The organism is Nocardia sp. NPDC050713, from assembly GCF_040654315.1.
GTDB lineage: Bacteria > Actinomycetota > Actinomycetes > Mycobacteriales > Mycobacteriaceae > Nocardia.
This window is the reverse complement of sequence record NZ_JBFAHS010000014.1, coordinates 31,146-56,795: the sequence shown is the minus strand read 5'-3', so window position 1 is coordinate 56,795 and position 25,650 is coordinate 31,146. Positions and strand designations below refer to the sequence as shown.

The window sequence follows — 25,650 nt, the reverse complement described above, 5'->3', positions numbered from 1 at the left end:
CCGAGAAGGCACACCGACCGGCCGGTCTGCCTTCCCGCTCCGAGTGTTGAAGAATGCAGTGATGCTCACGAACCCCACCGGCGCCCGATGACGCCGGAGACCACCCCCGCCGACGTCGACGACCGCGTCGCCGAGCGGCTCGCCGCGGCCCTGCGCTGCGCCACGGTCTCCACCGAGGACTCGACCGGCGCCGCCGACGAAGCCTTCGAACAGCTCGCCGCGCATCTGGAGCGCTCGTTCCCGCTGGTGCACGCGGAACTCGAACTCGAACTCTTCGGCCACAGCAGGCTCTACCGCTGGCCGGGCGCGGAGCCGGATCGGGTGTCCGCGATCCTGCTTGCCCACCAAGACGTGGTGCCGGTCGACGACGCGCGCCGGTGGACGCACCCGCCGTTCGACGGCGTCGTGGACGAGGAGTTCGTCTGGGGTCGCGGCGCCATCGACGACAAGAGCAGGCTGATCGCCATCCTGGAGGCGGTGGAGGCCGCGCTGGCAGCGGGCCTGCGACCCCGGCACACCGTCTACCTCGCGTTCGGGCACGACGAGGAGATCTTCGGCGACGAAGGCGCCGTCCGGATGGCGGAGCACCTGCGGAAGGGCGGGGTCCGCGCGGATCTGCTGCTGGACGAGGGCGGTGTCATCACCGAGGGAGTCGCCGACGGCGTGGACCGGCCGGTGGCCTCGATCATGCTGGGCGAGAAGGGTTATGCCACCGTGCGGCTGCGGGTCCAGGAGACGGGCGGGCATTCCTCGATGCCGGGCAGGCAGACCGCCGTCGGCCGGATCGCCAGGGCGGTGGGACGGGTCCAGGACCATCCGATGCCGTTGCGGCTGACGCCGGTGATCGCCGACATGCTGTCCCGCCTGCGCGCGGCGATGCCGGAGACGCGCAGGCGGCTGCTCGGGATCGCCGGTCTCGCGGGGCCCATGATCACCCGGATCATGGCCGCCCGTCCGCAGACCGAGGCGCTGGTGCGCACCACCACCGCACCGACCGTGATCAGCGGCGGGGTGAAGGCGAACGTGCTGCCCCAGCGCGCCGAGGCGCTCGTCAACTTCCGCATCCTGCCCGGCGATTCGGTGGCCGGGGTGCTCGCGCACTGCCGCAAGGTGATTCGCGATCCCGGCGTGCAGCTCGAGCTGGTCGGGATGTCGTCGGAACCGTCGCGGACCACCGCGCCGGGCCCGGCGTTCGAGTTGATCGCCAAGCTCGCCGAGCGCATCGTTCCCGGCATCGCGGTCACCACCGGCCTGGTGCCCGGCGCCACCGACTCACGCCACTACGACGACCTCGCCGCCACCCGGTGCAACTTCGCGCCGATCGTGCTGACCCAGGCCGACCTGGCGACAATCCACGGAACGGACGAGCGCATCTCCCGGGTGAACTACGCTCGGCTCATCGAGTTCAATCGACGGTTGATCGAGGAACTCGCGCACGGATCGACCCGAGAGGAGCGCAGGTGACCCGCACCGAGGATGGCGATTTCGAGGGCACGGGCAGCCGGATCGCTTGGCGCGCTTGGCTTCCCGAGACCACGACCAAGGCGGCGATCGTGCTGGTGCACGGTATCGCCGAGCATTCCGGCCGGTACGGCCACGTCGGGAAGCGGTTGGCCGAAGCGGGTTTCGCGGTCTACGCGCTCGACCACCTCGGCCACGGCAAGTCGGCGGGCAGCAAGGCGAACATCGGCTCGATGGACGGCTCCGCCGACAACGTCGAGGGCATGCTCGACATCGCCGCCCGCGAACACCCCGACGTGCCGAGGTTCCTGCTCGCGCACTCGATGGGCAGCTTGATCGTGCTCTACCTGGCCACCCGCGCGCCGATCGACGTGGCGGGCATCGTGCTCTCCGCGCCGCCGCTGGACATCGAGGTCGGCAACCCGGTGCAGCGACTGGTGGCGCCGGTGCTGTCCAAGCTGACGCCGAATCTGGGTGTGCTGAAACTGGATTCGTCGATGATCAGCCGCGACCCCGCGGTGGTCGCGGCCTACGACGCCGACCCGCTGGTCTACCGCGGGAAGCTGCCCGCGCGCACCGGCACCGAGATCCTGAACGCGACCGCCACGGTCAAGGGGCGGCTGGACAAGCTCACCGTTCCGCTGCTGGTGATGCACGGCACCGCGGACGCCCTCGCCGCGCCGTCCAGCACGGATCTGATCGAGCGCGAGGCGGGGTCGAAGGACCTGACCGTCATCCGCTACGAGGGGCTCTACCACGAGATCTTCAACGAGCCGGAGCAGGATCGAGTGCTCACCGATGTGGTGGCATGGCTGGAGGCGCACGTTACTCAGCCGTAAGATCCGGTCATGGGAACCACACCAACCGGATCCGTCGCGTTCGTCCGCGCCACCTGGCACAGCTCGATCGTCGGCAAGGCCCTGGAGGGCTTCACCGCCGAGTACACCGACCTCGGCTTCGACCCGGCCACCATCGATGTGTTCGAGGTGCCGGGCGCGTTCGAGATTCCGTTGCACGCCAAGCGGCTCGCCCAGTCGGGCAAGTACTCGGCGATCGTGGCCGCCGCCCTGGTGGTCGACGGCGGCATCTACCGGCACGATTTCGTGGCCTCGGCCGTGATCGACGGGCTGATGCGGGTACAGCTGGACACCGACGTGCCGGTCTTCTCGGTGGTGCTCACCCCGCACCACTTCCATGAGCACAGCGAGCACGTCGACTACTTCACCGGGCACTTCGTGACCAAGGGCGCCGAGGCCGCCCGCGCGCTGGCGACCACGCTCAGCTCGCTGCGCGCGCTGCCCGCCGCGACCGGATAGGTCCGGCCGCGGCGGAACGGCTCACTTGAACTTCGTCATGCAAGCCTGCTCGCCGTCGAGCACGCCGGTGCGGAACGCCTCGAGCCGCTGGTAGCCGCTCTTGACGACCTTGCCGTCCACGTCGGCGGCGGCGAGCCCGTCGGCGAGCAGGCCGGAGACGGCCTCGTCGAGGTCGTTCGCCGACAGGCGCGGGTCGCTGGTCGGCTCGCTCAGCTTGGTGGTGAACGCGCCGCTGAGGCAGGCGGTGCGCAAGCCCGCGGTCTCCGCGCCGGTCAGCGAAAGCTTGCGGTCCTGCTGGACGGCGAGCATGTAGCGGGAGACGAACACCACGAAGGCGTTGTAATCGCCCTGCACGACGGCAGACAACGGCTCGTCGTCGCCGTCGAGCGGACCGCCGCGCTCGGCCAGGTCGGGAACATCGGTACCGATCTTGTTCGAGCTCGGGCAGTACGACACCGGTTCGGTGGTGGTGACCTTCGAGCAGTTGCGCACCACGCCGGAGTAATCGAACTGCGGCGCGTCGGCGATCGGGAAGTTCTTCAGCAGCGCCTGGCTCACGCTGGTCAGCGAGGCCTGGTCGACCGGGAGCTGCTGGCTCTCCTCGTCGTCCACCTCGAAGGTCACGGGCAGACCGCCGCGGCGCTGCTCGATCTCCTTCCTGTCGATCTTCTTGCACGCCTCGGCGCCGTCGGTGTAACCGAGCTGCACGGCGGTCACCCGCTCGAACGCCGAACCGTGCACGTTGTCGGGATCGCTGGGATCGGTGTCGCGCACCGCGATGGTGGCGCCGAGCACGCCGTCCAATCCGTCGGTCATGTTCATGGTGAAGTGCGGGGAATCGCCCTCGGCGACGTGCCGTAGGAACACACCCGCCAGGCAGTCGGCCTGCTGCTCCTTGACCAGTCCGCCGGTGAACAGACCGGCGATCTTGGCCTGCCCCTGGATGGCGTGGCCGTACTCGTGCGCGAGCACCATCACCACCGACATCGGACCGTACTTGTCCTCCAGCAGCGGCAGCAGCACCCTGCGGTCCCAGCCGATGGTGTGGTCGAGCCCGCAGTAGGCGGCATTGACCAGCTTGTAGGTGTCGGTCTTGCAGAACTTCACCGACTGCTCTTTGGGGGCGCGCGCGTCCCAGGAGATGTACTTGTTCGCCGGCTTGAAGGCGCCGGGAAAAGTCTTGGCGTACTCGGCTTTCCAGAACTCCTCGATGTCGGCGATGGCATTGAGGGCGAGCCGGTCGACCGGTCCACCGTCGCCGTTCTCCGCGGTCAGCGGCGCGTCGGGGACGCCGGGACGCGGGCCGCTCGGCCCGGTGCTGGTGGCCGCGCCCGCGACCATCCACGGGTTGTTCGGATCGATGGCGGCGGCGTTCTCCGAGCTCGTCGTGTTCTGCGAACTCCCGCACCCCGCGAGCGTCGCGCCGACCGCCGCCAGCACCGCGATAGCGGCGAACCGCAGCCGTTTGGTCCTCATCAGGTCTTCCTCCCCGGTCCTGCGCGGGCACCCGCCCGCGCCGCCGCCGGACGGTGGTCTACCCACACCGCCGGTCGAGCGTTCACATGGTAATCGCTGATTCCCGCGGACGCGTATCCCATTGCGCGCCCTCACTTCAAGCGCGACCACACAAGCATCCACGCGCGCACCACCTACGCGCCGGTGCGACGCCACACACCTTGCGCACGCCTCACACAGACGACGCCTATGTGGGGCGTGCATACGGGGTGTGGGAACGGCAGATCGGATGCTCAGGCGTCGAGGCGCAGCAGCGCGAATACCGCGCGGTGGTCCGATCCGGGGATCGACAGGCTCTCCATCTCCTCGGCCGTACCGCCCGCGACCAGGATGTGGTCGATCCCGATCACCGGTCCCCAGGATCGGTCGGTGGGATAGGTGGGCAGCGGGCCCGCGCCCGCGAGGTCGGCGGCGGAATCGAACCGGCCGCGCACCAGGTCGCGGAAGGCCGAATGATCCCGTGTCGCATTGAAATCCGCGCCGACTACGGCCGGACCGGTTTGGGCGTCGAGGATTTCGCGGATGCGGCGCATCTCCCAGCTCCACGCCGCGAAGTCCAGCGGCGGCGGCATCGGATGGAAGGCGTAGACGGCGACGGGCCCGCGCTGCGGATGCTCCATGATCGCCGAGAGGTTGTTCATGACGAATCCGTCGTATTTCCTGGTGTCGCGCAACGGGTATCGGCTGAAGATGCCGGTGCCCGCGCCCCATTTCCCGGGTTCCAGGTAGTGGTACGGGAGGTCACCGGCCAATTCGGTGGTCAGCCGCGCGGCCGATTCGGGTGTCAGCTCCTCGAGGGTGAGCACGTCGACGCGGCGCTCGCGCACCTCCCGCACCACCACGGGCAGGTCGGCGCCACCGAACAGCAGATTCGACTGGAGCAGCCGAATCTCCGGCCCGCTCGCCGCCCGCCCGTCCGGTACGAACAGCGGCAGCTGCGTCCACAACACCCCGACCACGACGACGCCCGCCGCGGCCGCGCTGCGCCACCCTCGCGCGACGACGAACAGCAGCAGTCCCACCAGCGCGCCCAGCATCAGATACGACGCCCCCGAGGCGACGAGCACCGGCAGCCGCCGCTGCCAGGAACTGAAGTAGAGCACGACACCCGCGATTCCGACGACGAGGGCACACCAGCCCAGACCGAGCAGCACCCGGTTCACCCAAACACGCATGCGACCGACCCTAGGCGGGTTCTCCTGGAGAAACCTTTCGCGCCGCATAACGCCACAGGATCCGCACAATTCCTACACTGGCGGCATCAGTCGCGGAAGGGGTTGCAGATGTACGTCGAAGAATTCACGGCCGCCGGGCCGCTGTCCGCCGACGAAGCCCAGGAACTCGCGGACATCGCGGGTCGCTACAGCTCGCGCATCACCGTCAGCTGCGGCGGGCGCGACGTGCACGCTCTGGTCCTGCCGGTCGCGTGGGACGAGCTGCCGATGACCGCTGGCAGCCGGGTGACGGTGACAGTGGAGGGCGGACGGCAGGGACCGGAGGAGGACCGCCAGGCCCTGCGCGATTTCGTCTGCCGGATGCAGCACGTCGACGAGTGACCTACGTCAGGCCCCGAAGACCCTCTCCACCACCGCTTTCGCCCGCCGCGTGACCCGCATGTAGTTGTCCAGGAACTCGCTGCCGTCGTCGTTGCGCCACCCCGCCACGCGCGCGACCGCCGAGAGCAGACGCCCCGGGCCGGGGAGCTGATCGGTGGCCTTGCCGCGCACCAGGACCAGCGCGTTGCGGGCCTTGGTCGCGGTGAGCCAGGCGTCGCGCAGCAGCGCCACGTCCTCGGCGTCGAGCAGCTTGGTCTCCTCGATCACGTCGAGCGATTGCAGTGTGGAGGTGTTGTGCAGTGCGGGCACCTCGTGGGCGTGGCGCAGCTGCATGAGCTGCACGGTCCATTCGATGTCGGCCAGACCGCCGCGCCCGAGCTTGGTGTGCGTCGCGGGGTTCGCGCCGCGGGGCAGACGTTCGGAATCGACCCTGGCCTTGATGCGGCGGATCTCGCGCACCGCCTCGGCCGAGACGCCGCCGACCGGGTAGCGCACCTTGTCGATGACGTGCAGGAAGCGCAACCCGAGTTCCTGATCGCCCGCGATCTGGTGGGCGCGCAGCAGCGCCTGTACCTCCCACGGCTGCGCCCACTGCTCGTAGTAGGCGCGATAGGCGGCGAGGGTGCGCACCAGCGCGCCGTTGCGGCCCTCCGGCCGAAGGCCCGCGTCGACATGCAGCGGCGGGTCGGTGCTCGGTGCGCCGAGCAGGCGCTGCACCTTCTCGGCGACGCCGATGGCCCATTTGACGGCCTTGGTCTCGTCCTCGCCCGGACGCGGGTCGCAGACGAACAGCACGTCGGCGTCGGAGCCGTAACCGAGCTCCATACCGCCGAGCCTGCCCATGCCGATCACCGCGAAATCGGCGGGCGCCGGCGCGCCGGTCTCCGCCTCACTCGCTCGGATCACCGCCGCCAGCGATGCTTCCAGCACCGCAACCCACACCGAGGACAGGGCACGGCACACCTCAGGGACCTCGAGCATGCCGAGCAGATCCGCCGACGCGACCCTCGCCAGTTCGTGGCGGCGCAGCGAACGGGCCGCCGCCACAGCGCGTTTCGGATCCTCGTAGCGGGCGGCCGCGGTGAGGATGCCGCGCGCGACGTCTTCCGGCTGCGGTCCGAGCAGCAGCGAGCCGCCGGGACCGTCGGCGTACATGCGAATCGTTTCCGGTGCGTTGATCAGCAGATCGGGCAGGTACTCGGAGGATCCGAGCACGATCATCAGCCGCTGCGCGATCGCACCCTCGTCCCGCAGTTCACGCAGGAACCAGATCTGGTCGTCCAGCCCTTCCGACACTCGGCGATAGGCGAGCAGGCCCGCGTCGGGATTCGGTGTGTCGCCGAGCCATTCGAGCAGGGTGGGCAGCAGCAGCGCCTGGATGCGGCCCTTGCGGGAGACCCCGCCGGTGAGCGCCTTGAGGTGGCCGAGGGCGTTCTCCGGCGCCGCGTAACCCAGCGCGGCCAGCTGCCGGATGGCGGCGTCCGGGCTCAGCCGCAGCGCGGCGGAGTCCATCCGCGCGACCGCGTCCAGCAGCGGACGGTAGAACAGTTTCGCGTGTAATCGACGCACCCGCACGGCATTTCGGCGGATCTCGGAGGCCAGCACGCCGACCGCGTCCTGCCTGCCGTCGGGACGGATGTGCGCGGCGCGGGCCAGCCAGCGCATCCCCTCCTCGTCGTCGGCCGCGGGCAGCGTGTGGGTGCGCTTGAGCCGCTGCAACTGGAGGCGGTGTTCGAGCAGGCGCAGGAATTCGTAGGAGGCGGTGAGGTTCGCGGCGTCGTCCCTGCCGACGTAACCGCCCGCGGCTAGCGCGGTCAACGCCTCGACGGTGCCCTGCACATGCAACGACTCGTCCACCCGGCCGTGCACCAATTGCAGGAGTTGCACGGCGAATTCGACGTCGCGCAGGCTGCCGTGGCCGAGCTTCAGTTCGCGCTCGCGCAGGTCGGCGGGGACCAGGTCTTCCACGCGGCGGCGCATCGCCTGCACGTCGGCGACGAAATCGGGCCGCTCCGAGGCGGTCCAGACCATCGGCATCACCGCGTCCCGGTACTGATGTCCGAGTTCGAGGTCGCCGGTCATCGGCCGGTTCTTCAACAGCGCCTGGAACTCCCAGGTGCGCGCCCATCGCTTGTAGTAGGCGATATGCGATTCCAGGGTGCGCACCAGCGCGCCCTGCTTGCCCTCCGGGCGCAGCGCCGCGTCCACCTCGAAGAAGGCGAGGCTCCCCACGCTCATCGTCTCGGCGGCCAGCCGGGTCGCGGTGGCGTCGGCGGGTTCGGCGACGAACACCACGTCCACGTCGCTGACGTAATTCAGTTCGCACGCACCGCTTTTGCCCATCGCGATCACGGCGAGCCGGACCGGGCACGGCCCGTCCTTGCAGACCCGCGCGACCGCGACCGCGAGCGCCGCGGTGAGCGCCGCGTCGGCCAGATCGGTGAGATGCCTGCCGACGGTCTGATACGGCAGCACCGGCTCGTTCTCGACGGTGGCGGCCAGATCCAGCGCGGCGAGCAGCATCAACTGGTCTCGGTAGCGTCTGCGCAGCAGCGCCACCGCTTCGGGTCCGGCGATCCCAGCCCGGAACAACATGGGGCCCGCGTAGGGCCCTTCCTCGGGCACCGCGTCGATGGCGTCGAGCAGATCCGCGAGAATTTCCTCGCGCTTCGGCAGGTCCCCGCGGCGCAGCAGCTGCCACGAGGCGGGCTCGGCCACCATGTGGTCGCCGAAGGCGCTCGACGAGCCGAGCAGCGCGAAAAGCCTGCCGCGCAAGGACTTATTGGTGCGCAGCGCGGAATCCAGTGCGGCCCAGTCGCTTCCGAGCCCCTCGCGGAGGCGCATCAGGGTGCTCAGTGCCAAGTCGGCGTCGGGCGCCCTGGACAACGACCAGAGGACCGGGATACTTTCGACGTTGTCCCAGCCCAATTCGCGCAGCGAGGCTGCGGCCGTCGGCTCGAGCAATCCGAGCCGACCGACACCGGGAACAGCGGAGCGCGCAGACGGTGGCCGGACCATAGTCTTAAACTACATGCCCCGGCCGCGCGTCTATGTCACAGTCCGAGGTACTCCTTGAGCTCGAACGGGGTCACCTGGCTGCGGTAGTCGGCCCACTCCCGGCGCTTGTTGCGCAGGAAGAAGTCGAAGACGTGCTCGCCGAGGGTTTCGGCGACCAACTCCGAGCGCTCCATCGCCTGCAGCGCCTCGTCAAGGGTGCCAGGCAGCTCGCGGAAGCCCATCGCGCGCCGCTCGGCGGTGGTCAGCGCCCACACGTCGTCCTCGGCCTCCGGCGGCAGGTTGTAGCCCTTCTCGATGCCGCGCATACCCGCGGCGAGCAGCACCGCGAATGCCAGATACGGGTTGCAGGCGGAATCTGGGCTGCGGATCTCGACGCGCCGCGAGGACGACTTGTTCGGCGTGTACATCGGCACGCGCACCAGCGCCGAGCGGTTCGACCGGCCCCAGGAGGCCGCCGTCGGGGCCTCGCCGCCGTGGATGAGCCGCTTGTAGGAGTTCACCCACTGGTTGGTGATCGCGCTGATCTCGGGCGCGTGCTCCAGGATGCCCGCGATGAACGCGCGGGCGGTCTCGGAGAGGTTGATCGGGTCGTCGGGGTCGGCGAAGGCGTTGTTCTCGCCCTCGAACAGGCTCATGTGCGTGTGCATCGCCGAGCCCGGGTACTGCGCGAACGGCTTGGGCATGAAGGTGGCGCGCACGCCCTCGTCGATGGCCACTTCCTTGATCAGGTAGCGGAAGGTCATCACGTTGTCGGCCATGGACAGCGCGTCGGCGTAGCGCAGGTCGATCTCCTGCTGACCCGGCGCGCCCTCGTGGTGGCTGAACTCCACCGAGATGCCCATCGACTCCAGCGCATCGATCGCGTGGCGCCGGAAGTTGGGGGCCGAGTCGTGCACCGCCTGGTCGAAGAAGCCGCCGGAGTCGGCGGGCTCGGGCGGCGTGCCGTCCCGCGGGCCGTTCTTCAGCAGGAAGAACTCGATCTCGGGGTGCACGTAGCAGCTGAACCCGACATCGCCCGCCTTGTTCAGCTGCCGCCGCAGCACGTGGCGCGGGTCGGCCCAGGACGGCGAACCGTCGGGCATGGTGATGTCGCAGAACATGCGCGCGGAGTGCTGGTGGCCCTTGCTGGTGGCCCAGGGCAGCACCTGGAAAGTGGAAGGATCCGGACGCGCGACCATATCCGCCTCCGACACCCGGGCGAAGCCCTCGATGGCCGAGCCGTCGAAGCCGATACCCTCCTCGAAGGCGCCCTCGAGCTCGGCGGGAGCGATGGCGACCGACTTCAGGTAGCCCAAGACATCGGTGAACCAGAGCCGCACGAAGCGGATGTCCCGCTCTTCGAGCGTCCGCAGCACGAATTCCTTCTGGCGATCCATGTCCGCGAGCGTAAGCACCTGGCGTTAAATCCGTGTTACGTACGGCCTCGGGATTGCGTTTCGGGTCCGCGAGGGGCCGTTCGGGACGAAGTTCGCAGGCGTGCGGACCGGTCGGTGAGCAGTCTCCCGGGATTCGGCGTTCGCCGGGACGTTCGCCGCCGATCGTTCCGGAAGTGCTGTAGCGACAACGTCTGCGGGTGCGCACGGAACAGTATGACCACCGATCTCCGTTCGCACCGGACACCCCCGGCGACTTCGGTGCGGCCGCCGACCGGCACCGAGGGTGGCGACAAGTCGACTTGACGTCAGCAGGTCAGGCCGGGCGCGGGAACCTTCAGATCGACCAGGTAGGCGATCACGGCGGAGTCGAGGCACTGGTTGCCCGCCACCAGCGCGGCGGTGTGGCGGTTGCCGTTGAAGGTGATCAGCGCGGCGTCCAGCTGGGCGGCCAGGTCGACGCCCGCCTGGTACGGCGTGGCCGGGTCGTCGGTCGTCGAGACCACCACGACCTTCGGCAGACCTTCGACGGCGATCCGGTGCGGGTTGCCGCTGTTGGGCACCGGCCAGCTCGAGCACAGCTCCAGCGGGGCCTGGCCGGTGCCGCGGCCGTCGTCGAGGAACGGGGCGGCCTTGCGGTACTCGGTGTCCTGGCGGCCCGCGACCTCCGGATCGGTGACCCGCGGATCGTCGACGCAGCGGATGGCGTTGAAGGCGTCCTGGGTGTTGTTGTAGGTGCCGTCGTCGCGGCGGCCGTCGTACATGTCGGCCAGTTGCAGGAGGGTGTCGCCGCGGCCGTCGCGCAGTTCGTCCAGGCCGAGGGTCAGCACCTGCCACAGGTCGTCGGAGTAGAGCGTCTGGGTGACGCCGGTCATGGCGTCGTTGTAGCTGAGACCGCGCGGGTCGGTAGTCTCGGCGGGCCTGTCCACAAGCGGGTTCACCAGGTCGCGGAAACGGGCCACGGCCTGGGCCGGGTCGGTGCCGAGCGGGCAGTCCGGTTCGGTCGCGCAGGCCTGGGCGTAAGCGTCGAACGCGGTCTGGAAGCCCGCCGCCTGGCGCAGCGACTCCTGGACCGGATCCTGCGAGGAGTCGACCGCACCGTCCAGCACCAGCGCCCGCACCCGGTCCGGGAACTTCTCCGCGTACAGCGAGCCGAGCTTGGTGCCGTACGAGTAGCCGAGGTAGGTCAGTTTCGGGTCGCCGAGCACCGCCCTGATCACGTCCATGTCCTGGACCACCTCGCGGGTGCCGACATGCGCGAGCAGCTCGTCACCGGTGCGCTCGACGCACTTGTCCGCGTACTCCTTGTTCTCCGCCTCCGAGGCCGCGATGCCTGCGGGCGTGTTGTCCTCGGGGCGCTCGGCGCGCTCCGCGTCGGCCTCCTGCGGCGTCAGGCACGCGATGGCGGGCGTCGACGCGCCGACACCGCGTGGATCGAACCCGACCCGGTCGAAGCGCTCCGACAGCGGCGTCCGATTCGCGATGCTCGACATCGACAACCCCGACACCCCTGGCCCGCCCGGATTCATCAGCAGCGAACCGATCTTGGCCCCCGACGCGGGCACCCTGCTCAGCGCGACCTGCGCCGTCGGCCCCGCCGGATCCGCGTAATCCACCGGCACCGTGATCCGTGTGCACTGCGCGTTCGGCGGAAACCGATCATCCGCACTCGCGAACCCCGCGCACTCCCCCCACTCCGGCGTCTGCTGGTAGAACCGCTCCAACCCGGCCTGCGGTGCGGGCATCGGCCCCCGCGGCTCCGCCCGCTCGATCGCGCACCCGGCCGCGACCATGGTCAGCACCGCCGCCACCAGCACACCACACCCACGCCGCAATCCCATACTCCGATCCTGCCAGGAAGGGTTTGCCAGGCGGTTCCTCCCCCATCCGCGAACAGCGGCCATGTGCGCCCGAACCACCGCACGTCGCTGTGACCAATCGCACCGATCGACGCCCTTAAGCGACCGCCGAGACGGGTGGCACACTGGAACCGTCAGAAGACCCGGGGACCCGGCCAGGGCCTCGAGGCGACAACACGAAAGGGACGATGATGTCCGTATCCGATGCGGAAACCCCTGCCTACGGCGCGGCTCCGGCCGAGACCAAGAAGGCGCGGCGCAAGACGCGTGTCCCCCACCTTCAGCAGATGAAGGCCGACGGTGAGCGCTGGGCGATGCTCACCGCCTACGACTATTCCTCCGCGCGCCTGTTCGAAGAGGCGGGCATCCCCGTACTGCTGGTCGGCGACTCGGCCGCCAACGTGGTGTACGGCTACGACACCACCGTGCCCATCACCGTGGACGAGTTGATCCCGCTGGTGCGCGGCGTGGTGCGCGGCGCACCGCACGCGCTGGTGGTGGCCGATCTGCCGTTCGGCACCTACGAGTCCTCCCCGCAGCAGGCGCTGGCGACCGCGACGCGGTTCATGAAGGAGGGCCTCGCGCACGCGGTGAAGCTCGAGGGCGGCGAGCGAGTCGCCGAGCAGATCGCGCTGATCACCTCGGCCGGTATTCCGGTGATGGCGCACATCGGCTTCACACCGCAAAGCGTCAACACCCTCGGCGGTTTCCGGGTGCAGGGCCGCGGCGACGGCGCCGAGCAGCTCATCGCCGACGCCATCGCGGTGCAGGAGGCGGGCGCGTTCTCCGTGGTCATGGAGATGGTTCCCGCCGAGCTGGCCGGGCAGGTCACCCGCAAGCTGACCATCCCGACCGTGGGCATCGGCGCGGGCGCCGACTGCGACGCCCAGGTGCTGGTCTGGCAAGACATGGCGGGTTACACCAGCGGCAAGACCGCCAAGTTCGTCAAGCGCTTCGCCGAGGTCGGCGACCAATTGCGCTCCGCGGCAGCGGCTTACGCCGACGAGGTGCGCCGCGGAACGTTCCCCGGACCCGAACACAGCTTCTGATCGAATGACCGGTCGAGCGGCGCGGACTGCCTGTCCCGCCGCTCGATTCGTTGTAGGCGGCGCTCCTGCGTCGGGCGGCGCGGAAACGAGCGGTGCGGGCCGCGCGCGGCAAACAATGGCAGACTCGATGCCGACATTCTCGACACGAGCAGAGGTACCGATGCCGCACAGCCGTTGGATTTTCCGCAGCACCTCGCTGGTGGTCGCCGCGTTCGCCGCCGCGACACTGGCCGCGTGCGGGACGAACGGGAACCCCGAGCCCACCGGTAGCACGGGATCGACCACCTCGGCGCCCACGTCGGCGACCACGACCGTCCAGGCCACCGGCACCCAGAAGCCGACCCCGACGGTCACCGACGCCGCCGCCACACAGTTGTGCGACGCGATCCGCCCCGAGCTGTCCAACTTCCGGGTGCAGGGTCCCACGCTGGGCCGGGTCGGCCTCAACCTGATCGTGCACCCGTGGGGCCTGCAGAACGGCATCGACGTGCTCGGCAACAAGGCCGTCGTCGACACCGTCACCACCAAGAGCTGCCCGGACGTGCGCCAGCAGGCCATCGAGGCGCTCCAGACGCCGGACCTGGCCTCGATCATCGTCGGCCTGTGATGCGCACCCTGTATCCCCCGATCGAGCCGTACGAGTCGGGCATGCTCGACGTCGGCGAAGGTCAGTCGGTGTACTGGGAGGTCAGCGGCAATCCCGAGGGCAAGCCGGTGGTGTTCCTGCACGGCGGCCCCGGCGGCGGCACCGCGCCGTTCCACCGGCAGTTCTTCGACCCGTCGGCCTACCGCATCGTGCTGTTCGACCAGCGTGGCTGCGGCCGGTCCACCCCGCACATCGCCGACGGCGCCGATCTCGCGCTCAACACGACCTGGCACCTGGTCGCCGACATCGAGGCGCTGCGCGAACATCTCGGCGTCGCCCGCTGGCAGGTCTTCGGCGGCTCGTGGGGGTCCACGCTGGCGCTGGCGTACGCGCAGAAGCATCCGGAGCGGGTCACCGAACTGGTGCTGCGCGGCATTTTCCTGTTGCGACGCAAGGAGATCGACTGGTACTACAACGGCGCCGCGGGCTACGTCTACCCGGACGAGTGGGAGAAATTCCTCGCGCCAGTGCCGGAGGCCGAGCGCGACGGGGATCTGGTGGAGGCCTATCACCGGCTGCTGCACTCCCCCGATCCCGAGGTGGCGACGGCCGCCGCGATCGCGTGGTCGGTGTGGGAGGGTTCCACCAGTTCGCTACTGCCCCATCCGGATCGGGTCGCCGAGACCGGCGAGCCGCGGTTCGCGCTGGCCTTCGCGCGCATCGAGAACCACTACTTCCGGCACGGCGGTTTCCTGGAAGAAGGGCAGCTGCTTCGTGATGTGGACGCGATCTCGCACCTGCCGGTCGTCATCGTGCAGGGTCGCCACGACATCGTCTGCCCGGCCGTGAGCGCCTGGGATCTGCACCGCGCCTGGCCCGGCTCGCAGCTGCACATCGTCGACGACGCGGGGCACGCGGCCAACGAGCCCGGCATCGTCGACCGGCTGGTGCGCGCCACCGACGGCTTCGCGAAGGTGGGCTGAGCCGTGGCGGCCGCTGCCGGAGAAGCCCTGATCGCCGCGCTGCGGGACGACGTCGACCGGTTGCTGGCCGCCGAGCCCGAGGTGCGCGCGGACGCACCGGATTCGGTGCACCAGATGCGGGTCGCCACCCGACGGCTGCGCAGCGTACTCCGCTCGTATCGCGGCGTGTTCGAGAAGGCTCCGGCGGCCGAGATCGGCGCGGAGCTGAAGTGGCTGGCTACCCTCCTCGGCGTCGCCCGTGACGCGGAGGTGCGGGCCGACCGCTTCGCCGACCTGCTCGACGAGCAGGGCGAGGAAGTGCCGGAGGTGGTCGCCGAGCGCCTGGTCGGCGCCGAACGCGCACGCTACGACGCCGCGCACGCCGAGGTGCTCACCGCACTCGACACCGACCGCTATCGCGCGTTGCGCGAGCGACTGACCCGCTGGCGCACCGACCCGCCACTGCGCCCCGCCCGCGCCGCGGCGCCCGCCGCCGACTTCTTCGGCGTCGTGCTGCTGCGCGACCACGAACGGGTGGCGGCGCTCATCCGGCACGAGCCGACCGTGCCCGGTCCGGAACGCATCGAGGCGCTGCACGATATTCGCAAGAGCGCCAAGCGTTTACGCTATTCGTGTGAGGCCGCCGAACAGGTCATCGGCGAGTCCGCCGCCGATCTCGGCGGTCGCGCCAAGCGCCTGCAAACCGTGCTCGGCGACCACCGCGACGCGGTCGAATCCGGCGCGGCGATCATCGCGCGCGCGGCGGAAGCCGAGGCCGCGGGCGAGGACATGGACGTCTATCGCCGTCTCACCGTCGCGGAGAACGCCGCGGCCGACCGCGCCCTTGCCCGCTACCCTGAAGCCGCCGAAGCACTTTCGACCAGCCTCTGGTGACTTCGTGACTCCGGCGCGCGCCGCGGTGACAGCGGCTGCGTAGCAGGCAAACCATCCGCGAAGGGACAGCGACTGCGCAGAGCGCGAACGGTCCGCGAGGGGACAACGACTGCGCAGGGCGCTGAAGGCCTGTGACGGCGTCGGTGAACGCGCTGCGAGCAGTCAAGCGGGGAAGGCGAAGCCGACCTTGCGGGTGACCGGGTCGGCGGAGACGAGCCGCACTCGGACGGACGCGCCTTCCTTCGGGCTGCCGGTGCAGCGTCCGAGCACCGGAGGGTCGGCGATGAAGACCACCGCGGGCCGGTTGCCGTTGGCCTCGCGGATGACGACCGCGTCGAACACGGCGTCGGGTCGTTGGGCGAGCAGGCTGGCCTCGGTGAGGTCGATGCAGGCGCGGTCCACCTTGCCCGAGACGCCGTCGGTGCGCTTCATGGTGTCGGCGGTCGGCTCGAGCCCGTCCCGAACCCATTGCGGCACCGGCGTTCCCGCACAGTGGGCCAGGCAGATCTCGGTGGCGAAGCGGTCGGCGAGGCGGCGCAGCGGAGCGGTCACGTGCGCGTAGGGCGCGCCGATCCCGCTGTGCGCCAGAATCTCCGGCGTCGACCCGTTCACCACGGTGTACGCGGCGCCGCGCAGCAGGCCGGTGGCCTCCGACATGAGCACGAGTGCTGCGGGACTATTGGGATCGAGTCCGGCCAGCATGCGGCCGACCGGCTGATCCGCGGGCCAGGCCACGGCCAGCGCGGCGGCGGTGCGGCGCATGGAGGCGATGGCGGATTCGGAGGGCTGCGGCATGGTGCGCAGCAGGCCGATCCGCCGCCCGTCGGTATCGGCGCCGTCGAGCATGATGCGCGCCGCGCACATGCCGGTCAGCAGGGAGACCTGCTCGTTCCAGTCGTCGGCCGCGGTGCGCGGCTCCACGACGAGCCGCCAATGCCCGTCGTTCGCGTCGTCGCGGATGACGCTCTGAGCGGGCAGGCGCAGCCCGATCGCGCCGCGGGCCAGTCCGGCCTCGATGCGCCTCGTGCCGAATTCCGGCAGGGCCGCGATCGAGGGGTGCAGGGTGCCCGCGTCGGCGTCGGCTTGGACGCCCGCGTAGTCGAGTCGCGCGCGGGAGCGGACGGTCGCGCGCACCACCGAGTAGGCCAGCGGTTCGCAGTTCTCGTCCAGTTCGATGGTCCACAGGGCCGCGGGCCTGGTCTGGTCGGGCAGCAGGCTCGCCGCGCCCTCCGAGAGGACGGTCGGATGCAACGGCACCGTGCCGTCCGGGAGATAGAAGGTCTGGCCCCGGACGCCCGATTCTTTGGCGAGCGCTCCGTCGGGGGCGATCACGGCGCCGACGTCGGCGATCGCGTAGTGCAGTGTGAAGCCGGAGCCGGTGCGCTCCAGATGCAGGGCCTGGTCGAGATCCAGGGCGCCCGGCGGGTCGATCGTCACCAGCTCGATGTCGGTGCGATCGATCCGGTCGCCCGCGAACGCGTCCACCGCGCCGCGGGCTTCCACGGTGGCCTCGGCGGGGTACGCCGAGGCCAGACCGAATTCGGATCGGATGGCGCCGAAATCGACCGGCGCCGAGATGATCCGCTGGTGCAGTTCCACGTAGAAATACGTTACTGCAGTGCCAGCATCGTGCCGTTCAGCTCGTTGAACGGACCGAACACCGTGAACGTCACCCGCCCGGTCGGGTAGGTCGACGACAGGTCGGCCGCGGCGTCGAGCGCCTCACCGAACGACGCCGCCGACGGGTGCGGAAGACCGGCGAGCGTGCGGCCGAAATTGTTGTCGGCCACCCACCTGGTGTCGGCCGGGCTGAGATCGACCTGCACCCCGCCGGGAAGCGGAGTCACCGCGACCGCATTGGCGGACCCGGCGCCCAGCGCGGCGAAAACCGATGCGGCCCCGGCGATGAGCGCACCGGCGACCAATGAACGAACTACCCGCATAGAGTTGAGACCTGCTTCCGCAATCGAAGTATGAATGGCCCGCTGCTGCCCGGCATCGGGCCTGCCAACGGCGACTACTGTATGACGTCGGTCACGATCTAGGCCAGTTCCATACAAATCGCCCGGCCCGACTCGTCGTGTCGCGATCGACTGCTACTGTTCGGGGCCGGTGCGGGCCGTGATCTCGCCGCCCATTCCGAAGTGACCCCGTACGTCGACAATTGGGAGTTATGCACTGATGTCATCGATCATCTTCGACTACCTGATGCCGCTGCTCGGCCCGGAGCAGGCCGCATACTGGGCGCAGGTCTTCATGGTCGATCCCACCTGATCTCACAGAGAACGCCACACGCCGGTCGCCTTCCGTTAACCGTACGGAAGGCGACTTTCGTCCGGTGCCGATAGCATCCGGCACCGTGAGAAGAACTTCCGCCGCGATCGCGGTCACTACCACCCTGTTCGCCCTGCTCATCGCTGGTTGCGGCAGCGACGACAAGGACACCGCCGCGGCGTCGTCCACCTCCGCCTCCCCCGCCGCTCAGCCCAGCGGCGCCGCCGTGCCCGACAGCGCCAAGGCCGGCATGTTCGTGGTGAGCTACCGCAGCGCCTTCCCGAAGCTGGCCGAGGGCCGCAGCGACGCGCAGATCGCGGAGATCTTCACCGCCACGTGCAAGGATCTCGAGGACGGCAAGGCCGAGGACGCCATCGTGCAGTCCACCGTCGACCGCACCAAGTCCGGCCCGACCGCCGCGAGCAAGGAAGAAGCCCAGGCCATCTTCACCACGGCCAAGTACCTCTGCTGAACCGCGCCGCCGATGCGGGCCCGGAGCCCAGGGCGCGGCCCGCATCCGGCGGTTCGACTTCGTTCCGTCGACACCGATCCTCGCGGCTCGGCGCGGGCCACCCGGGGCGTGTGGCGGACGAGTTGGTCTGTAAGCCGGATCCTGTTCCCGGTTCGCACCGGGCGGCGACCATCCATCTGGGCACACCGTCGCCGGGTGCCTCGAGCGGCCCACCCGCAGGCTCGGGCGAGCAGCCCTCGAACGCCTGCGCAGCCGCACTCCGAGAAGTGCGACCTTCGACCTTGCTCCGGGCGGGGTTTACCGAGCCGCCCCGGTCACCCGGGGCGCTGGTGCGCTCTTACCGCACCGTTTCACCCTCACCGCGCGTCCCCGAAGGGACACGGGCGGTCTGTTTTCTGTGGCACTGTCCCGCGGGTCACCCCGGGTTGCCGTTAGCAACCGCCCTGCTCTCTGGAGTCCGGACTTTCCTCGGCGACAGGCGGCGGCACCGAGGTGCCCGTTCCCATCGCCGCGGCCGCCCGACCAACTCGTCCGCGCGTGCCAGGATACTCCCCGGCAGGTGAGCGGCCGCTCGCGCCAGTACGGTTAGACGTCATGGAACGTCTCGAGGTCAGTTTTCCCTCAAGTGGCCAGCAATGCGCCGCCTGGCTGTACCCTCCCGCAGGCGTCCCCAAGCCCCGTCCGCTCGTGGTGATGGGGCATGGTCTGGGGGGCACGCGGGACATGGGTTTGGACAGGTACGCCCGTCGATTCGCCGCGGCGGGCATGGCCGTGCTGGTGTTCGACTACCGACATTTCGGTGCGAGCCAAGGTGATCCGCGCCAGCTGCTGAACATCGCGCGGCAGCGGGAGGACTGGCGGTCGGCCATCGCGTACGCGCGCACGCTGCGCGGCATCGACAAGACCCGAATCGCGCTGTGGGGCACCTCGTTCGGCGGCGGTCACGTGCTGACGGTCGCGCCGGAGGACGATTACATCGCCGCCGTGGTCGCCCAGGTGCCGTTCACCAGCGGGTGGGCTTCGGCATGGGCAAAGGGGCCGATCAGCATGACGAAGGTCGCCACCCTCGCCGCCACCGATCTGCTCATCGGGCCGTTGCGGCGCAAGCCGATTCGCGTCCGGCTGGCCGGGCGCAAGCGGTCCGCGGCGCTGATGAGCGCCACCGACGTGCCGGAGGGTTTCGGCAGGCTGGCCGAGGAGAGCGAGACCTACGACCCGAAAGTGGCCGCGCGCGTGGCCTTTCCCGCGCTCTTCGACTCACCGGGTCGGCATGCCAAGGCACTGAAGATGCCGGTGTTCTACGCGGTGGCCGACAACGATTCCATCGCGCCTGCCAAGCCCGCGTTGAAGGCGGCCGAACGCACCAAGCACGCGGTCGTGAAGCGTTATCCCGTCGGGCATTTCGACGTGTACTTCGACGACGTCTTCGAGCAGGCGGTCTACGACCAGACCGATTTCCTGGTCTCGGTACTGCGGCCGTGAGTCTCGTCCCCGGCGCACTTTCGGTGCGCCGGGGCGGGTATCGTTTCTGGAACCGGATTCCTTCTGCGATGGCCCCGATGCGCCGCGAAGCATCGTCGTCATGAAACTCTCTGTCTCCCTTGGGAAGGGTCTTCCCGTCCACCGATGAGCGCCGCGCGGGTACGCACCCGCCCGGAACTGCGCCAGCAGCGGCGGCAACGCGCGCACGGCTGCTGGAACCATCTGATCGCCGCGCCGCTGTGGCCCAAGCACGGCGCCAATCTCGGCACCCTGTTGCGCACCTGCGACGCCGTCGGCGCGTGCCTCGCCGTGCCGCGCCGCCCGTGGGTGCCCGACGCGTTGAATCAAGGAAACACGTTGCGCCATCGGCAGTGTGTGCACTGGGTGGACGGGCGCGTGGACCGCTGGCTGACTCGGCAACGGGCGGGCGGTTCGGCCGTGGTCGGTGTGGAACTCACCGACGAATCCATCCGGCTGGCCGATCTGCCGACGGCCCGCAAGCGCACGGTCATGGTGCTCGGCCACGAGCTCGACGGGATTCCGCCCGAGGGATTGGAGTTGCTCGATGTGGCGGTGGAGATCCCGATGGTGGGCACCGGGCACAGTTTGAACGTGGCGGTGGCGGGGTCGCTGGTGCTGTACAAGCTTGCGGGGCTTTGCTGATGCACGATCGCGTGGGCGCAGGTGTCGGCCGCGTCGACGTGAGGTGCGCTGCGTTCGCCATCGACAAGCAGTCCGGCGCAGGGCAACCGGCGTGTCAGCGTGAACGGCGCAGGGTCCGCCACAGGATGAGCAGCGCGGCGAGGGTGGCCAGCGCGAACGGAAGTGGCTGTTGGCGGACGGCGGCGGCGATGTCGCGACCGCGCTCGGCGACCGGTTCGGGCAGCGCCTCCTCGCCGTGCTCGGCCGCGTCGCGGACCCGGGTCCTCGCACGGTCCACCAGATCGGTCGCGGCGAGCGCGGCCGCCGCGCTGCGGTCCTCGGCGCGGTGTTTGGCGTCGGTGGCCTTGTCTTTGGCGGTGTCGACGAGGTCGTGCAGCTTGTCGGTGTCCGGGTCGGTGGGGCGTCGCGGGTCCATGGGTACCTCCTTGTCGCTTCGAGGTCGCGTACCCGGGTGGGGGCGGAACAAACAGGTTGTCGGTGGCCGCCGCTACAGTCGCGGGCCATGAACGCAGCGACTGCCGCGGTCGCCGAGACCGTCCGCGGGATCGACCCGTGCGACGAGCTCGAGCGCGAGCACATCGCGACGACCCTGGACTGGCTGGCGTCGACCGACGACGTGTTCCGCAGGGAGAAACCGGCGGTGCCACCGCGGCATCTGGTGGCGTACACGGTGCTGGTAGACCCGGCGTCGCGTGCGGTGTTCCTCGGACGGCATCGGCTGGCCGGTTTGGACTCGGACCCCGTCCCGGCGTAGATCTTGGGCGATCGGCCGGGATCTACTCGGGTCGCCAGGTTGGCGAGAACCATACCCCCGCTCGCGAAGTCCCGCCTGATACCGACCGCGCGTCCCGCCTCGTCCATTAGGTCGACGGGGCAGGGCCTCGCGGTCGGTCGACGGCTGGGCGAGGGTCTCGGTCACCTCCCGCGTGACGAATCCTGACTGTGGCCGGTGTCAGGGTGCTCGCCAGATGCGGGTGTTCTGGAAGGACGTGAACAACCACTCTCCGTTCTCGCGCACTGCGATGCGGGTTTGGATCGAAAGGTCTTCCGGGCGGCAGGTATTCGCGCCATCCCGCAGCACACAGACGCCATTGGTGACCAGCACGGCCACATCCGGCGCCGGAAACCGGATCGTGGCTTCCCGCGGAGACGAGAGGCGCGTGCCCTTCATGAAGCCGTCGAATCCCTGCTGCATGACCTCGGCCAACTCGGCTCGGCCGCGGACGAATTCACCGATGACCGAGACGAAGTCGGCGTCCTCGGTGAACGTCGCGGCGAACGCCACACCGTCACCCGCGGCCCAGGCGGCGGCCTGTGCGGCCAGCAGTTCCAGCAATCGGCCTTCGTCCGCCGTATCCGTAGTGTTCGGTGCGGCAATCCCCGTGCGTTCCACCGAATCCGCTGACGCGGCCGTCGAACGCCCCACCGCGCGCTTCGATGCACGCTCGGCATCCGGGGCGCTCACAGCGCGACCCGTCGCAGCGCGTGGTATTCGGTCGCGGCGAAGGCGGCGACCACGGCGGCGCCGATCAGCATGAACACCACACCCAATCCGGTCAGCTCGACAACCCCCGAGAACGCCAACGTCACCATTGCCACCGCCGACAGGGTATTCACCGCCACGACCGCCTTCGCGTGCCGCGCGCGGATCCGCGGATACCCCGCGATCAGCAGGAGTGCCAGCGCACCGCCCACCATCGCGACCCCGAACGGAATCGACCACGCCGTCGGCAGCCCGAGCGGGTCGCGCAGCGCGCCGGCTCCGCCCAGCATGACGACGCCGAACGCCCCGGTACTCCAGCCGTCGACGCGCAGTGCGGTGCGCAACGGGTCGGCGGGTGGGGCGGCGAGTGCTGCCGTGCTCATGTCCATCTCCTGTCGGTCGATCGTGTCCGCCACCACGATGCCGGGGCGCGGTAAGCGTCTCAATAACCTCGGAGGTCATGTGAGCGGGGCGGTGGCTACCCTGCTGACGTGGAGAACGGTTCGCGGATCGGCCCGCTGCTGCGCGACTGGCGACAGCGCCGGCGGCTGAGCCAGTTGGATCTGGCGCTGGCCGCGGACAGCTCGGCCCGCCACGTGTCCTACCTGGAGAACGGTCGCGCGGCACCGAGCAGGGCGATGGTGCTTCGGCTGTGCGAGGCGCTGGATGTGCCGCTGCGGGAACGCAATACGCTGCTGCTGGCCGCCGGTTTCGCGCCCGCCTACCGCGAGTCCAGCCTCGACGACGCCGAGCTGACCGCGGTGCGCTCGGCGGTGGCGACCATGCTCGCCGCGCACGAACCCTACCCGGCGGTGGTGGTGGACCGGTGGTGGAATGTGGTCACCGGCAACTCCGCGATGTCGGTGCTCACGGCGGGCGTTCCGAAGCATCTGCTGACGCCGCGTCCCAACGTCTACCGGCTGGTGCTGCACCCGGACGGCCTGATCGCGCGGCTGGCCAATCCCGCACAGGTGCGCGAGCTGTTCCTGGAACGGCTGGGCCGCCAGGCGGACGCGACCGGCGACGAGCGCCTGCGCGCGCTGCACGACGAGGTGCTGAGCTACCCGGCGCCGTCCGATCCGGCGGCGGATCACGCGGCGCCGACGGGCCCGTTCCAGGTGCCGGTCCGGATCAAGACGCCGCTCGGTGAGATGGCGATGTTCAGCACGATGGCGACGTTCGGGGCGCCCGCGGACGTGACGCTCTCCGAGCTCGCCATCGAATTGTTCTACCCCCTGGACGAATTCACCGCCGCGGCCCTGCGCGGTCTGGGAGAGCAGCGCGGGGACGCGACGGTGAACGGTTCGGCCGGAAACGACTCAGATCGGACGGAATCCGGCGCCGACGCCACCGATGGCGTTGACGGCGGCGAGGATCACGTCGATCGGCGCGAAGAACGCCGGTGAGTGGATCGGGTTGGCCGCGGTGGTGCACGGCACGTCGAAGCCGATGCCCGCGAGGCCGGTCAGCCTGCCCTGGTTCATGCCGACCAGGCGGTCGCCGACCGTCACCGGACCGCCGGAGTCACCCGGCTTCGAGCAGGCCTGGTTCAAGGTGATGGTCTCGTCCAGGTTGCCCCAGACGACACCGCAGCCCGGGCCGCTGGTGCGACCGTTGGAGCACACGGTGGTGCCGGGACCCGGCGTCGGGCCGATCCCGTTGATCGTGGTGGCGCCGACCGTGCGAACCGGCGTCACCTTCGCCGGATCGAACTGCAACACAGCGAAATCCAGCCCCTCCCCGTTGTCGGAGTAGGCCACCACACCGACTCCGCCCACATCCAGCGCCGCCTCCGAGGCCAGCCGCGTACCGGCGGGCGCGCAGTGGCCCGCGGTGAGGCCCACCAGACGACCGGCGTTGTCGTGGCCGATGGCGGTGAGCGAGCACGCGGAGTTGTTCTCGAAGACGAGGCCGGAGCTTCCGCCCAGCACCGCACTCCCCGGAGCGGCCTGCGCGGCGCCCGAGACAGCGGCGCCCACACCCGCGACGACGGCCGTCACGGCCGCCATCCACCTGAATCTCACAGCAGAAACTCTCCTTCTCGAAAGACACAGGCCGACACTCGATTTCGATCGAGGAATCGACCCACCCCACACATCGTGCGGCATCGCACCGACATCAACGGTGACGCGATGCTCGTTCCGGCCCTTTCCGCGCGAAGGCGGAGCGAACCGAGTACGCGGCCTCGGTCGACTGTCGGTTACCTCAGCGTTGGGGTAGCGGCCGGTGCGCGCAATGCGATGTGTGCCGCGCCACCGTACCCGGAGACGGCCGCCGATGCGTCGGTAAGGGGGCGTTCAGGACAGGTAGGAGGTGTCGTTGACCAGACGCACCGAGGACCCGCCGTCCGGGTAGAACTCCGCGATCGACAGCGACGCCAGATCCAGGTGCAGCCGGTACAGCAGCGACGGACCCACCCCGAGCGCCAGCTGCAACAGCGTCTTGATCGGCGTCACGTGGCTGACCACCAGCACATTCCGGCCCGGATACAGCGCGACCAGGTCGCGGCGCACCGCCTCCACCCGTTCGCGCACCTCGTCGAAACTCTCCCCGCCTGGCGCCGCCACCGACGGGTCGCCGAGCCAGCGCGCGTGCAACTCCGGATCGCGTTGCGCCGCTTCGAGAAACGTCAGGCCCTCCCAGGCGCCGAAATCGGTCTCGATGAGCCCGTCGTGCGTGCGCACCGGCACATTCAGCGCGGCGCCCGCGGCCTCCGCGGTCTCCCGGGCGCGTCCGAGCGGCGAGCTCAGAACCGCGGCGATATCGCCTTTGGCCGCAATCATTTTCGCCGCGCGCGCGGCCTGTTCGCGACCGAGCGCAGTGAGCGGCGGGTTACCGCGGCCCGAATAGCGGCGTTGCACTGAGAGTTCGGTTTGGCCGTGGCGGAGCAGGAGCAGGCGGGTAGGGCGGCCGATCGCGCCGGTCCAGCCGGGGCTACTGGAGGCGGCCTCGGTGTTCGCGGGGTCTACGCGAGCCTCTCGGACTTCGTCGATCCAGCTGGGGCCATTCTGTTCGGCGCCGTGGGCGGAAGGCTCAGCGGCAGGGCCGCGATCACCGCTGGCTTGAAGCGCCGGGCGGTCGTGCGAGGTTTCCGCGGCGGCAGCGTGGTACACCGGGGCGTCTGGCTCGGCTACGGCGGCCGAACTCGCGGCGGCGTCCGCTTCCGACTCACCGTGCACTGTGCCAACGGATGTCCCCGCTGGCGCGCGACCGACAGTGTCGCGCAGCGGGGTCTCATGTCCTGCCTCGCGGGCCGCCCGCACCTCGTCGACCAGGGTGGCGTCGTCCATCGCCTCGTTGGCCAGGCGGTCGGCGTGCGAGTTCTGGGCGCGCGGAATCCAGGTGAAGCCGACCCGGTCGAAGCCCGCGACCAGACGGCGAGCTCGATCGGCCAGCGGGATCATCGCCGCGTGCTTGACCTTCCAGCGGCCCGACATCTGCTCGACCACCAGCTTGGAATCCATCCGCACGTCCACCGTGCGCGCGCCCAGCTCGGCGGCGGCCTCCAGGCCCGCGATCAGCCCGCGATACTCGGCGACATTGTTGGTGGCGATGCCGAGGCTTTCCCGCCGTTCGGCGAGCACCGCGACGTGGTCGGCGGCGAAGACGACCGCACCGTAGCCAGCGGGGCCGGGGTTGCCGCGCGAACCACCGTCCGCCTCGACGATCACGTGCTCGTAACTCACC

25 protein-coding genes and 1 other RNA gene are annotated in these 25,650 nt (G+C 69.8%); 13 read left to right on the top strand and 13 right to left on the bottom strand.

Going from position 1 to position 25,650, the window contains the following annotated elements; genetic code table 11:
- The first annotated feature begins 87 nt into the window (after nt 1-87).
- The 3 genes from AB0H49_RS24510 to AB0H49_RS24500 are packed head-to-tail and all read left to right on the top strand — an operon-like array spanning nt 88 to nt 2,777.
- A complete protein-coding gene (locus AB0H49_RS24510; protein WP_357254644.1) occupies nt 88-1,464 on the top strand; it encodes a M20 family peptidase in 1,377 nt (458 codons plus the stop codon).
- Complete coding sequence (locus tag AB0H49_RS24505) at nt 1,461-2,300, top strand: lysophospholipase (protein WP_355000604.1); 840 nt, start codon at nt 1,461-1,463, stop codon at nt 2,298-2,300. Before AB0H49_RS24510 ends, AB0H49_RS24505 begins: the two co-directional genes overlap by 4 nt.
- A gap of 9 nt (nt 2,301-2,309) precedes the next feature.
- The gene (locus tag AB0H49_RS24500; RefSeq protein ID WP_355000605.1) at nt 2,310-2,777 is read left to right on the top strand and encodes a 6,7-dimethyl-8-ribityllumazine synthase; all 468 of its coding nucleotides are present in this window, start codon (nt 2,310-2,312) and stop codon (nt 2,775-2,777) included.
- Between the two features lie 21 nt (nt 2,778-2,798).
- On the opposite strand, the gene AB0H49_RS24495 is transcribed toward AB0H49_RS24500, so the two are convergent.
- Together AB0H49_RS24495 and AB0H49_RS24490 are read right to left on the bottom strand one after the other, a co-directional pair.
- The gene (locus tag AB0H49_RS24495) at nt 2,799-4,253 is read right to left on the bottom strand and encodes a metallopeptidase (RefSeq protein WP_355000606.1); all 1,455 of its coding nucleotides are present in this window, start codon (nt 4,251-4,253) and stop codon (nt 2,799-2,801) included.
- Between the two features lie 272 nt (nt 4,254-4,525).
- Nucleotides 4,526-5,467 carry an endonuclease/exonuclease/phosphatase family protein gene (locus AB0H49_RS24490; RefSeq protein ID WP_355000607.1) on the bottom strand — a complete coding sequence of 314 codons (942 nt, stop codon included), beginning with the start codon at nt 5,465-5,467 and terminating at the stop codon, nt 4,526-4,528.
- A gap of 108 nt (nt 5,468-5,575) precedes the next feature.
- Here AB0H49_RS24490 and AB0H49_RS24485 point away from each other — a divergent pair, with 108 nt between their 5' ends.
- A complete protein-coding gene (locus AB0H49_RS24485) occupies nt 5,576-5,848 on the top strand; it encodes a hypothetical protein (RefSeq protein ID WP_357254641.1) in 273 nt (90 codons plus the stop codon).
- A gap of 6 nt (nt 5,849-5,854) precedes the next feature.
- Here AB0H49_RS24485 and AB0H49_RS24480 read toward each other — a convergent pair whose 3' ends face one another.
- The 3 genes from AB0H49_RS24480 to AB0H49_RS24470 form a co-directional block, all read right to left on the bottom strand.
- On the bottom strand, nt 5,855-8,866 hold the full coding sequence (locus AB0H49_RS24480; RefSeq protein ID WP_357254639.1) for a bifunctional [glutamine synthetase] adenylyltransferase/[glutamine synthetase]-adenylyl-L-tyrosine phosphorylase: 3,012 nt from the start codon (nt 8,864-8,866) through the stop codon (nt 5,855-5,857).
- Nucleotides 8,867-8,901: 35 nt separating this feature from the next.
- Nucleotides 8,902-10,242 carry a type I glutamate--ammonia ligase gene (glnA, locus tag AB0H49_RS24475; protein ID WP_357254637.1) on the bottom strand — a complete coding sequence of 447 codons (1,341 nt, stop codon included), beginning with the start codon at nt 10,240-10,242 and terminating at the stop codon, nt 8,902-8,904.
- A gap of 305 nt (nt 10,243-10,547) precedes the next feature.
- Complete coding sequence (locus tag AB0H49_RS24470; protein ID WP_357254635.1) at nt 10,548-12,080, bottom strand: alpha/beta hydrolase; 1,533 nt, start codon at nt 12,078-12,080, stop codon at nt 10,548-10,550.
- Nucleotides 12,081-12,289: 209 nt separating this feature from the next.
- On the opposite strand from AB0H49_RS24470, the gene panB reads away from it, so the two are divergent.
- From panB to AB0H49_RS24450, 4 genes are all read left to right on the top strand, one after another.
- Nucleotides 12,290-13,147 (top strand): 3-methyl-2-oxobutanoate hydroxymethyltransferase, encoded by an 858-nt coding sequence (gene panB, locus AB0H49_RS24465; protein WP_355000612.1) that lies wholly within the window; start codon nt 12,290-12,292, stop codon nt 13,145-13,147.
- A 160-nt stretch (nt 13,148-13,307) separates the two neighbouring features.
- A complete protein-coding gene (locus tag AB0H49_RS24460) occupies nt 13,308-13,754 on the top strand; it encodes a hypothetical protein (protein WP_355000613.1) in 447 nt (148 codons plus the stop codon).
- The gene (gene pip, locus AB0H49_RS24455) at nt 13,754-14,716 is read left to right on the top strand and encodes a prolyl aminopeptidase (RefSeq protein WP_357254849.1); all 963 of its coding nucleotides are present in this window, start codon (nt 13,754-13,756) and stop codon (nt 14,714-14,716) included. The genes AB0H49_RS24460 and pip overlap by 1 nt, the downstream gene beginning before the upstream one ends.
- 3 nt (nt 14,717-14,719) lie before the next feature.
- Nucleotides 14,720-15,589 carry a CHAD domain-containing protein gene (locus AB0H49_RS24450; RefSeq protein WP_357254632.1) on the top strand — a complete coding sequence of 290 codons (870 nt, stop codon included), beginning with the start codon at nt 14,720-14,722 and terminating at the stop codon, nt 15,587-15,589.
- 162 nt (nt 15,590-15,751) lie between these two features.
- On the opposite strand, the gene AB0H49_RS24445 is transcribed toward AB0H49_RS24450, so the two are convergent.
- Together AB0H49_RS24445 and AB0H49_RS24440 are read right to left on the bottom strand one after the other, a co-directional pair.
- Nucleotides 15,752-17,188 (bottom strand): RNB domain-containing ribonuclease, encoded by a 1,437-nt coding sequence (locus AB0H49_RS24445; RefSeq protein ID WP_357254630.1) that lies wholly within the window; start codon nt 17,186-17,188, stop codon nt 15,752-15,754.
- A gap of 11 nt (nt 17,189-17,199) precedes the next feature.
- Entirely contained in the window at nt 17,200-17,532 is a 333-nt protein-coding gene (locus AB0H49_RS24440) for a hypothetical protein (protein ID WP_141812492.1), read from the bottom strand.
- A gap of 416 nt (nt 17,533-17,948) precedes the next feature.
- On the opposite strand from AB0H49_RS24440, the gene AB0H49_RS24435 reads away from it, so the two are divergent.
- Nucleotides 17,949-18,335, top strand: coding sequence for a hypothetical protein (locus tag AB0H49_RS24435; RefSeq protein ID WP_357254627.1), 387 nt, complete (start codon nt 17,949-17,951; stop codon nt 18,333-18,335).
- A gap of 114 nt (nt 18,336-18,449) precedes the next feature.
- Here AB0H49_RS24435 and rnpB read toward each other — a convergent pair.
- Nucleotides 18,450-18,865: RNase P RNA component class A (gene rnpB, locus AB0H49_RS24430), an RNA gene on the bottom strand.
- A gap of 64 nt (nt 18,866-18,929) precedes the next feature.
- On the opposite strand from rnpB, the gene AB0H49_RS24425 reads away from it, so the two are divergent.
- Both AB0H49_RS24425 and AB0H49_RS24420 read left to right on the top strand, forming a co-directional pair.
- Nucleotides 18,930-19,817, top strand: coding sequence for an alpha/beta fold hydrolase (locus AB0H49_RS24425; RefSeq protein ID WP_357254625.1), 888 nt, complete (start codon nt 18,930-18,932; stop codon nt 19,815-19,817).
- A gap of 144 nt (nt 19,818-19,961) precedes the next feature.
- A complete protein-coding gene (locus AB0H49_RS24420; RefSeq protein WP_357254623.1) occupies nt 19,962-20,480 on the top strand; it encodes a TrmH family RNA methyltransferase in 519 nt (172 codons plus the stop codon).
- A gap of 94 nt (nt 20,481-20,574) precedes the next feature.
- Here the strand turns inward: AB0H49_RS24420 and AB0H49_RS24415 are convergent, their stop codons facing one another.
- On the bottom strand, nt 20,575-20,895 hold the full coding sequence (locus AB0H49_RS24415; protein WP_357254621.1) for a hypothetical protein: 321 nt from the start codon (nt 20,893-20,895) through the stop codon (nt 20,575-20,577).
- Nucleotides 20,896-20,982: 87 nt separating this feature from the next.
- Here AB0H49_RS24415 and AB0H49_RS24410 point away from each other — a divergent pair, with 87 nt between their 5' ends.
- On the top strand, nt 20,983-21,234 hold the full coding sequence (locus AB0H49_RS24410; protein WP_357254619.1) for a hypothetical protein: 252 nt from the start codon (nt 20,983-20,985) through the stop codon (nt 21,232-21,234).
- A 198-nt stretch (nt 21,235-21,432) separates the two neighbouring features.
- Here AB0H49_RS24410 and AB0H49_RS24405 read toward each other — a convergent pair whose 3' ends face one another.
- Nucleotides 21,433-21,816 (bottom strand): SgcJ/EcaC family oxidoreductase, encoded by a 384-nt coding sequence (locus AB0H49_RS24405; RefSeq protein WP_357254617.1) that lies wholly within the window; start codon nt 21,814-21,816, stop codon nt 21,433-21,435.
- 125 nt (nt 21,817-21,941) lie between these two features.
- Entirely contained in the window at nt 21,942-22,346 is a 405-nt protein-coding gene (locus AB0H49_RS24400) for a hypothetical protein (protein WP_357254615.1), read from the bottom strand.
- A 108-nt stretch (nt 22,347-22,454) separates the two neighbouring features.
- Between AB0H49_RS24400 and AB0H49_RS24395 the strand changes: the two genes are divergently transcribed.
- Entirely contained in the window at nt 22,455-23,369 is a 915-nt protein-coding gene (locus tag AB0H49_RS24395; protein WP_357254613.1) for a helix-turn-helix transcriptional regulator, read from the top strand.
- On the opposite strand, the gene AB0H49_RS24390 is transcribed toward AB0H49_RS24395, so the two are convergent.
- On the bottom strand, nt 23,283-23,972 hold the full coding sequence (locus tag AB0H49_RS24390) for a hypothetical protein (RefSeq protein WP_355001137.1): 690 nt from the start codon (nt 23,970-23,972) through the stop codon (nt 23,283-23,285). The genes AB0H49_RS24395 and AB0H49_RS24390 overlap by 87 nt on opposite strands.
- A 288-nt stretch (nt 23,973-24,260) precedes the next feature.
- A complete protein-coding gene (locus tag AB0H49_RS24385) occupies nt 24,261-25,649 on the bottom strand; it encodes a bifunctional RNase H/acid phosphatase (RefSeq protein ID WP_357254611.1) in 1,389 nt (462 codons plus the stop codon).
- Nucleotide 25,650 lies beyond the last annotated feature (1 nt).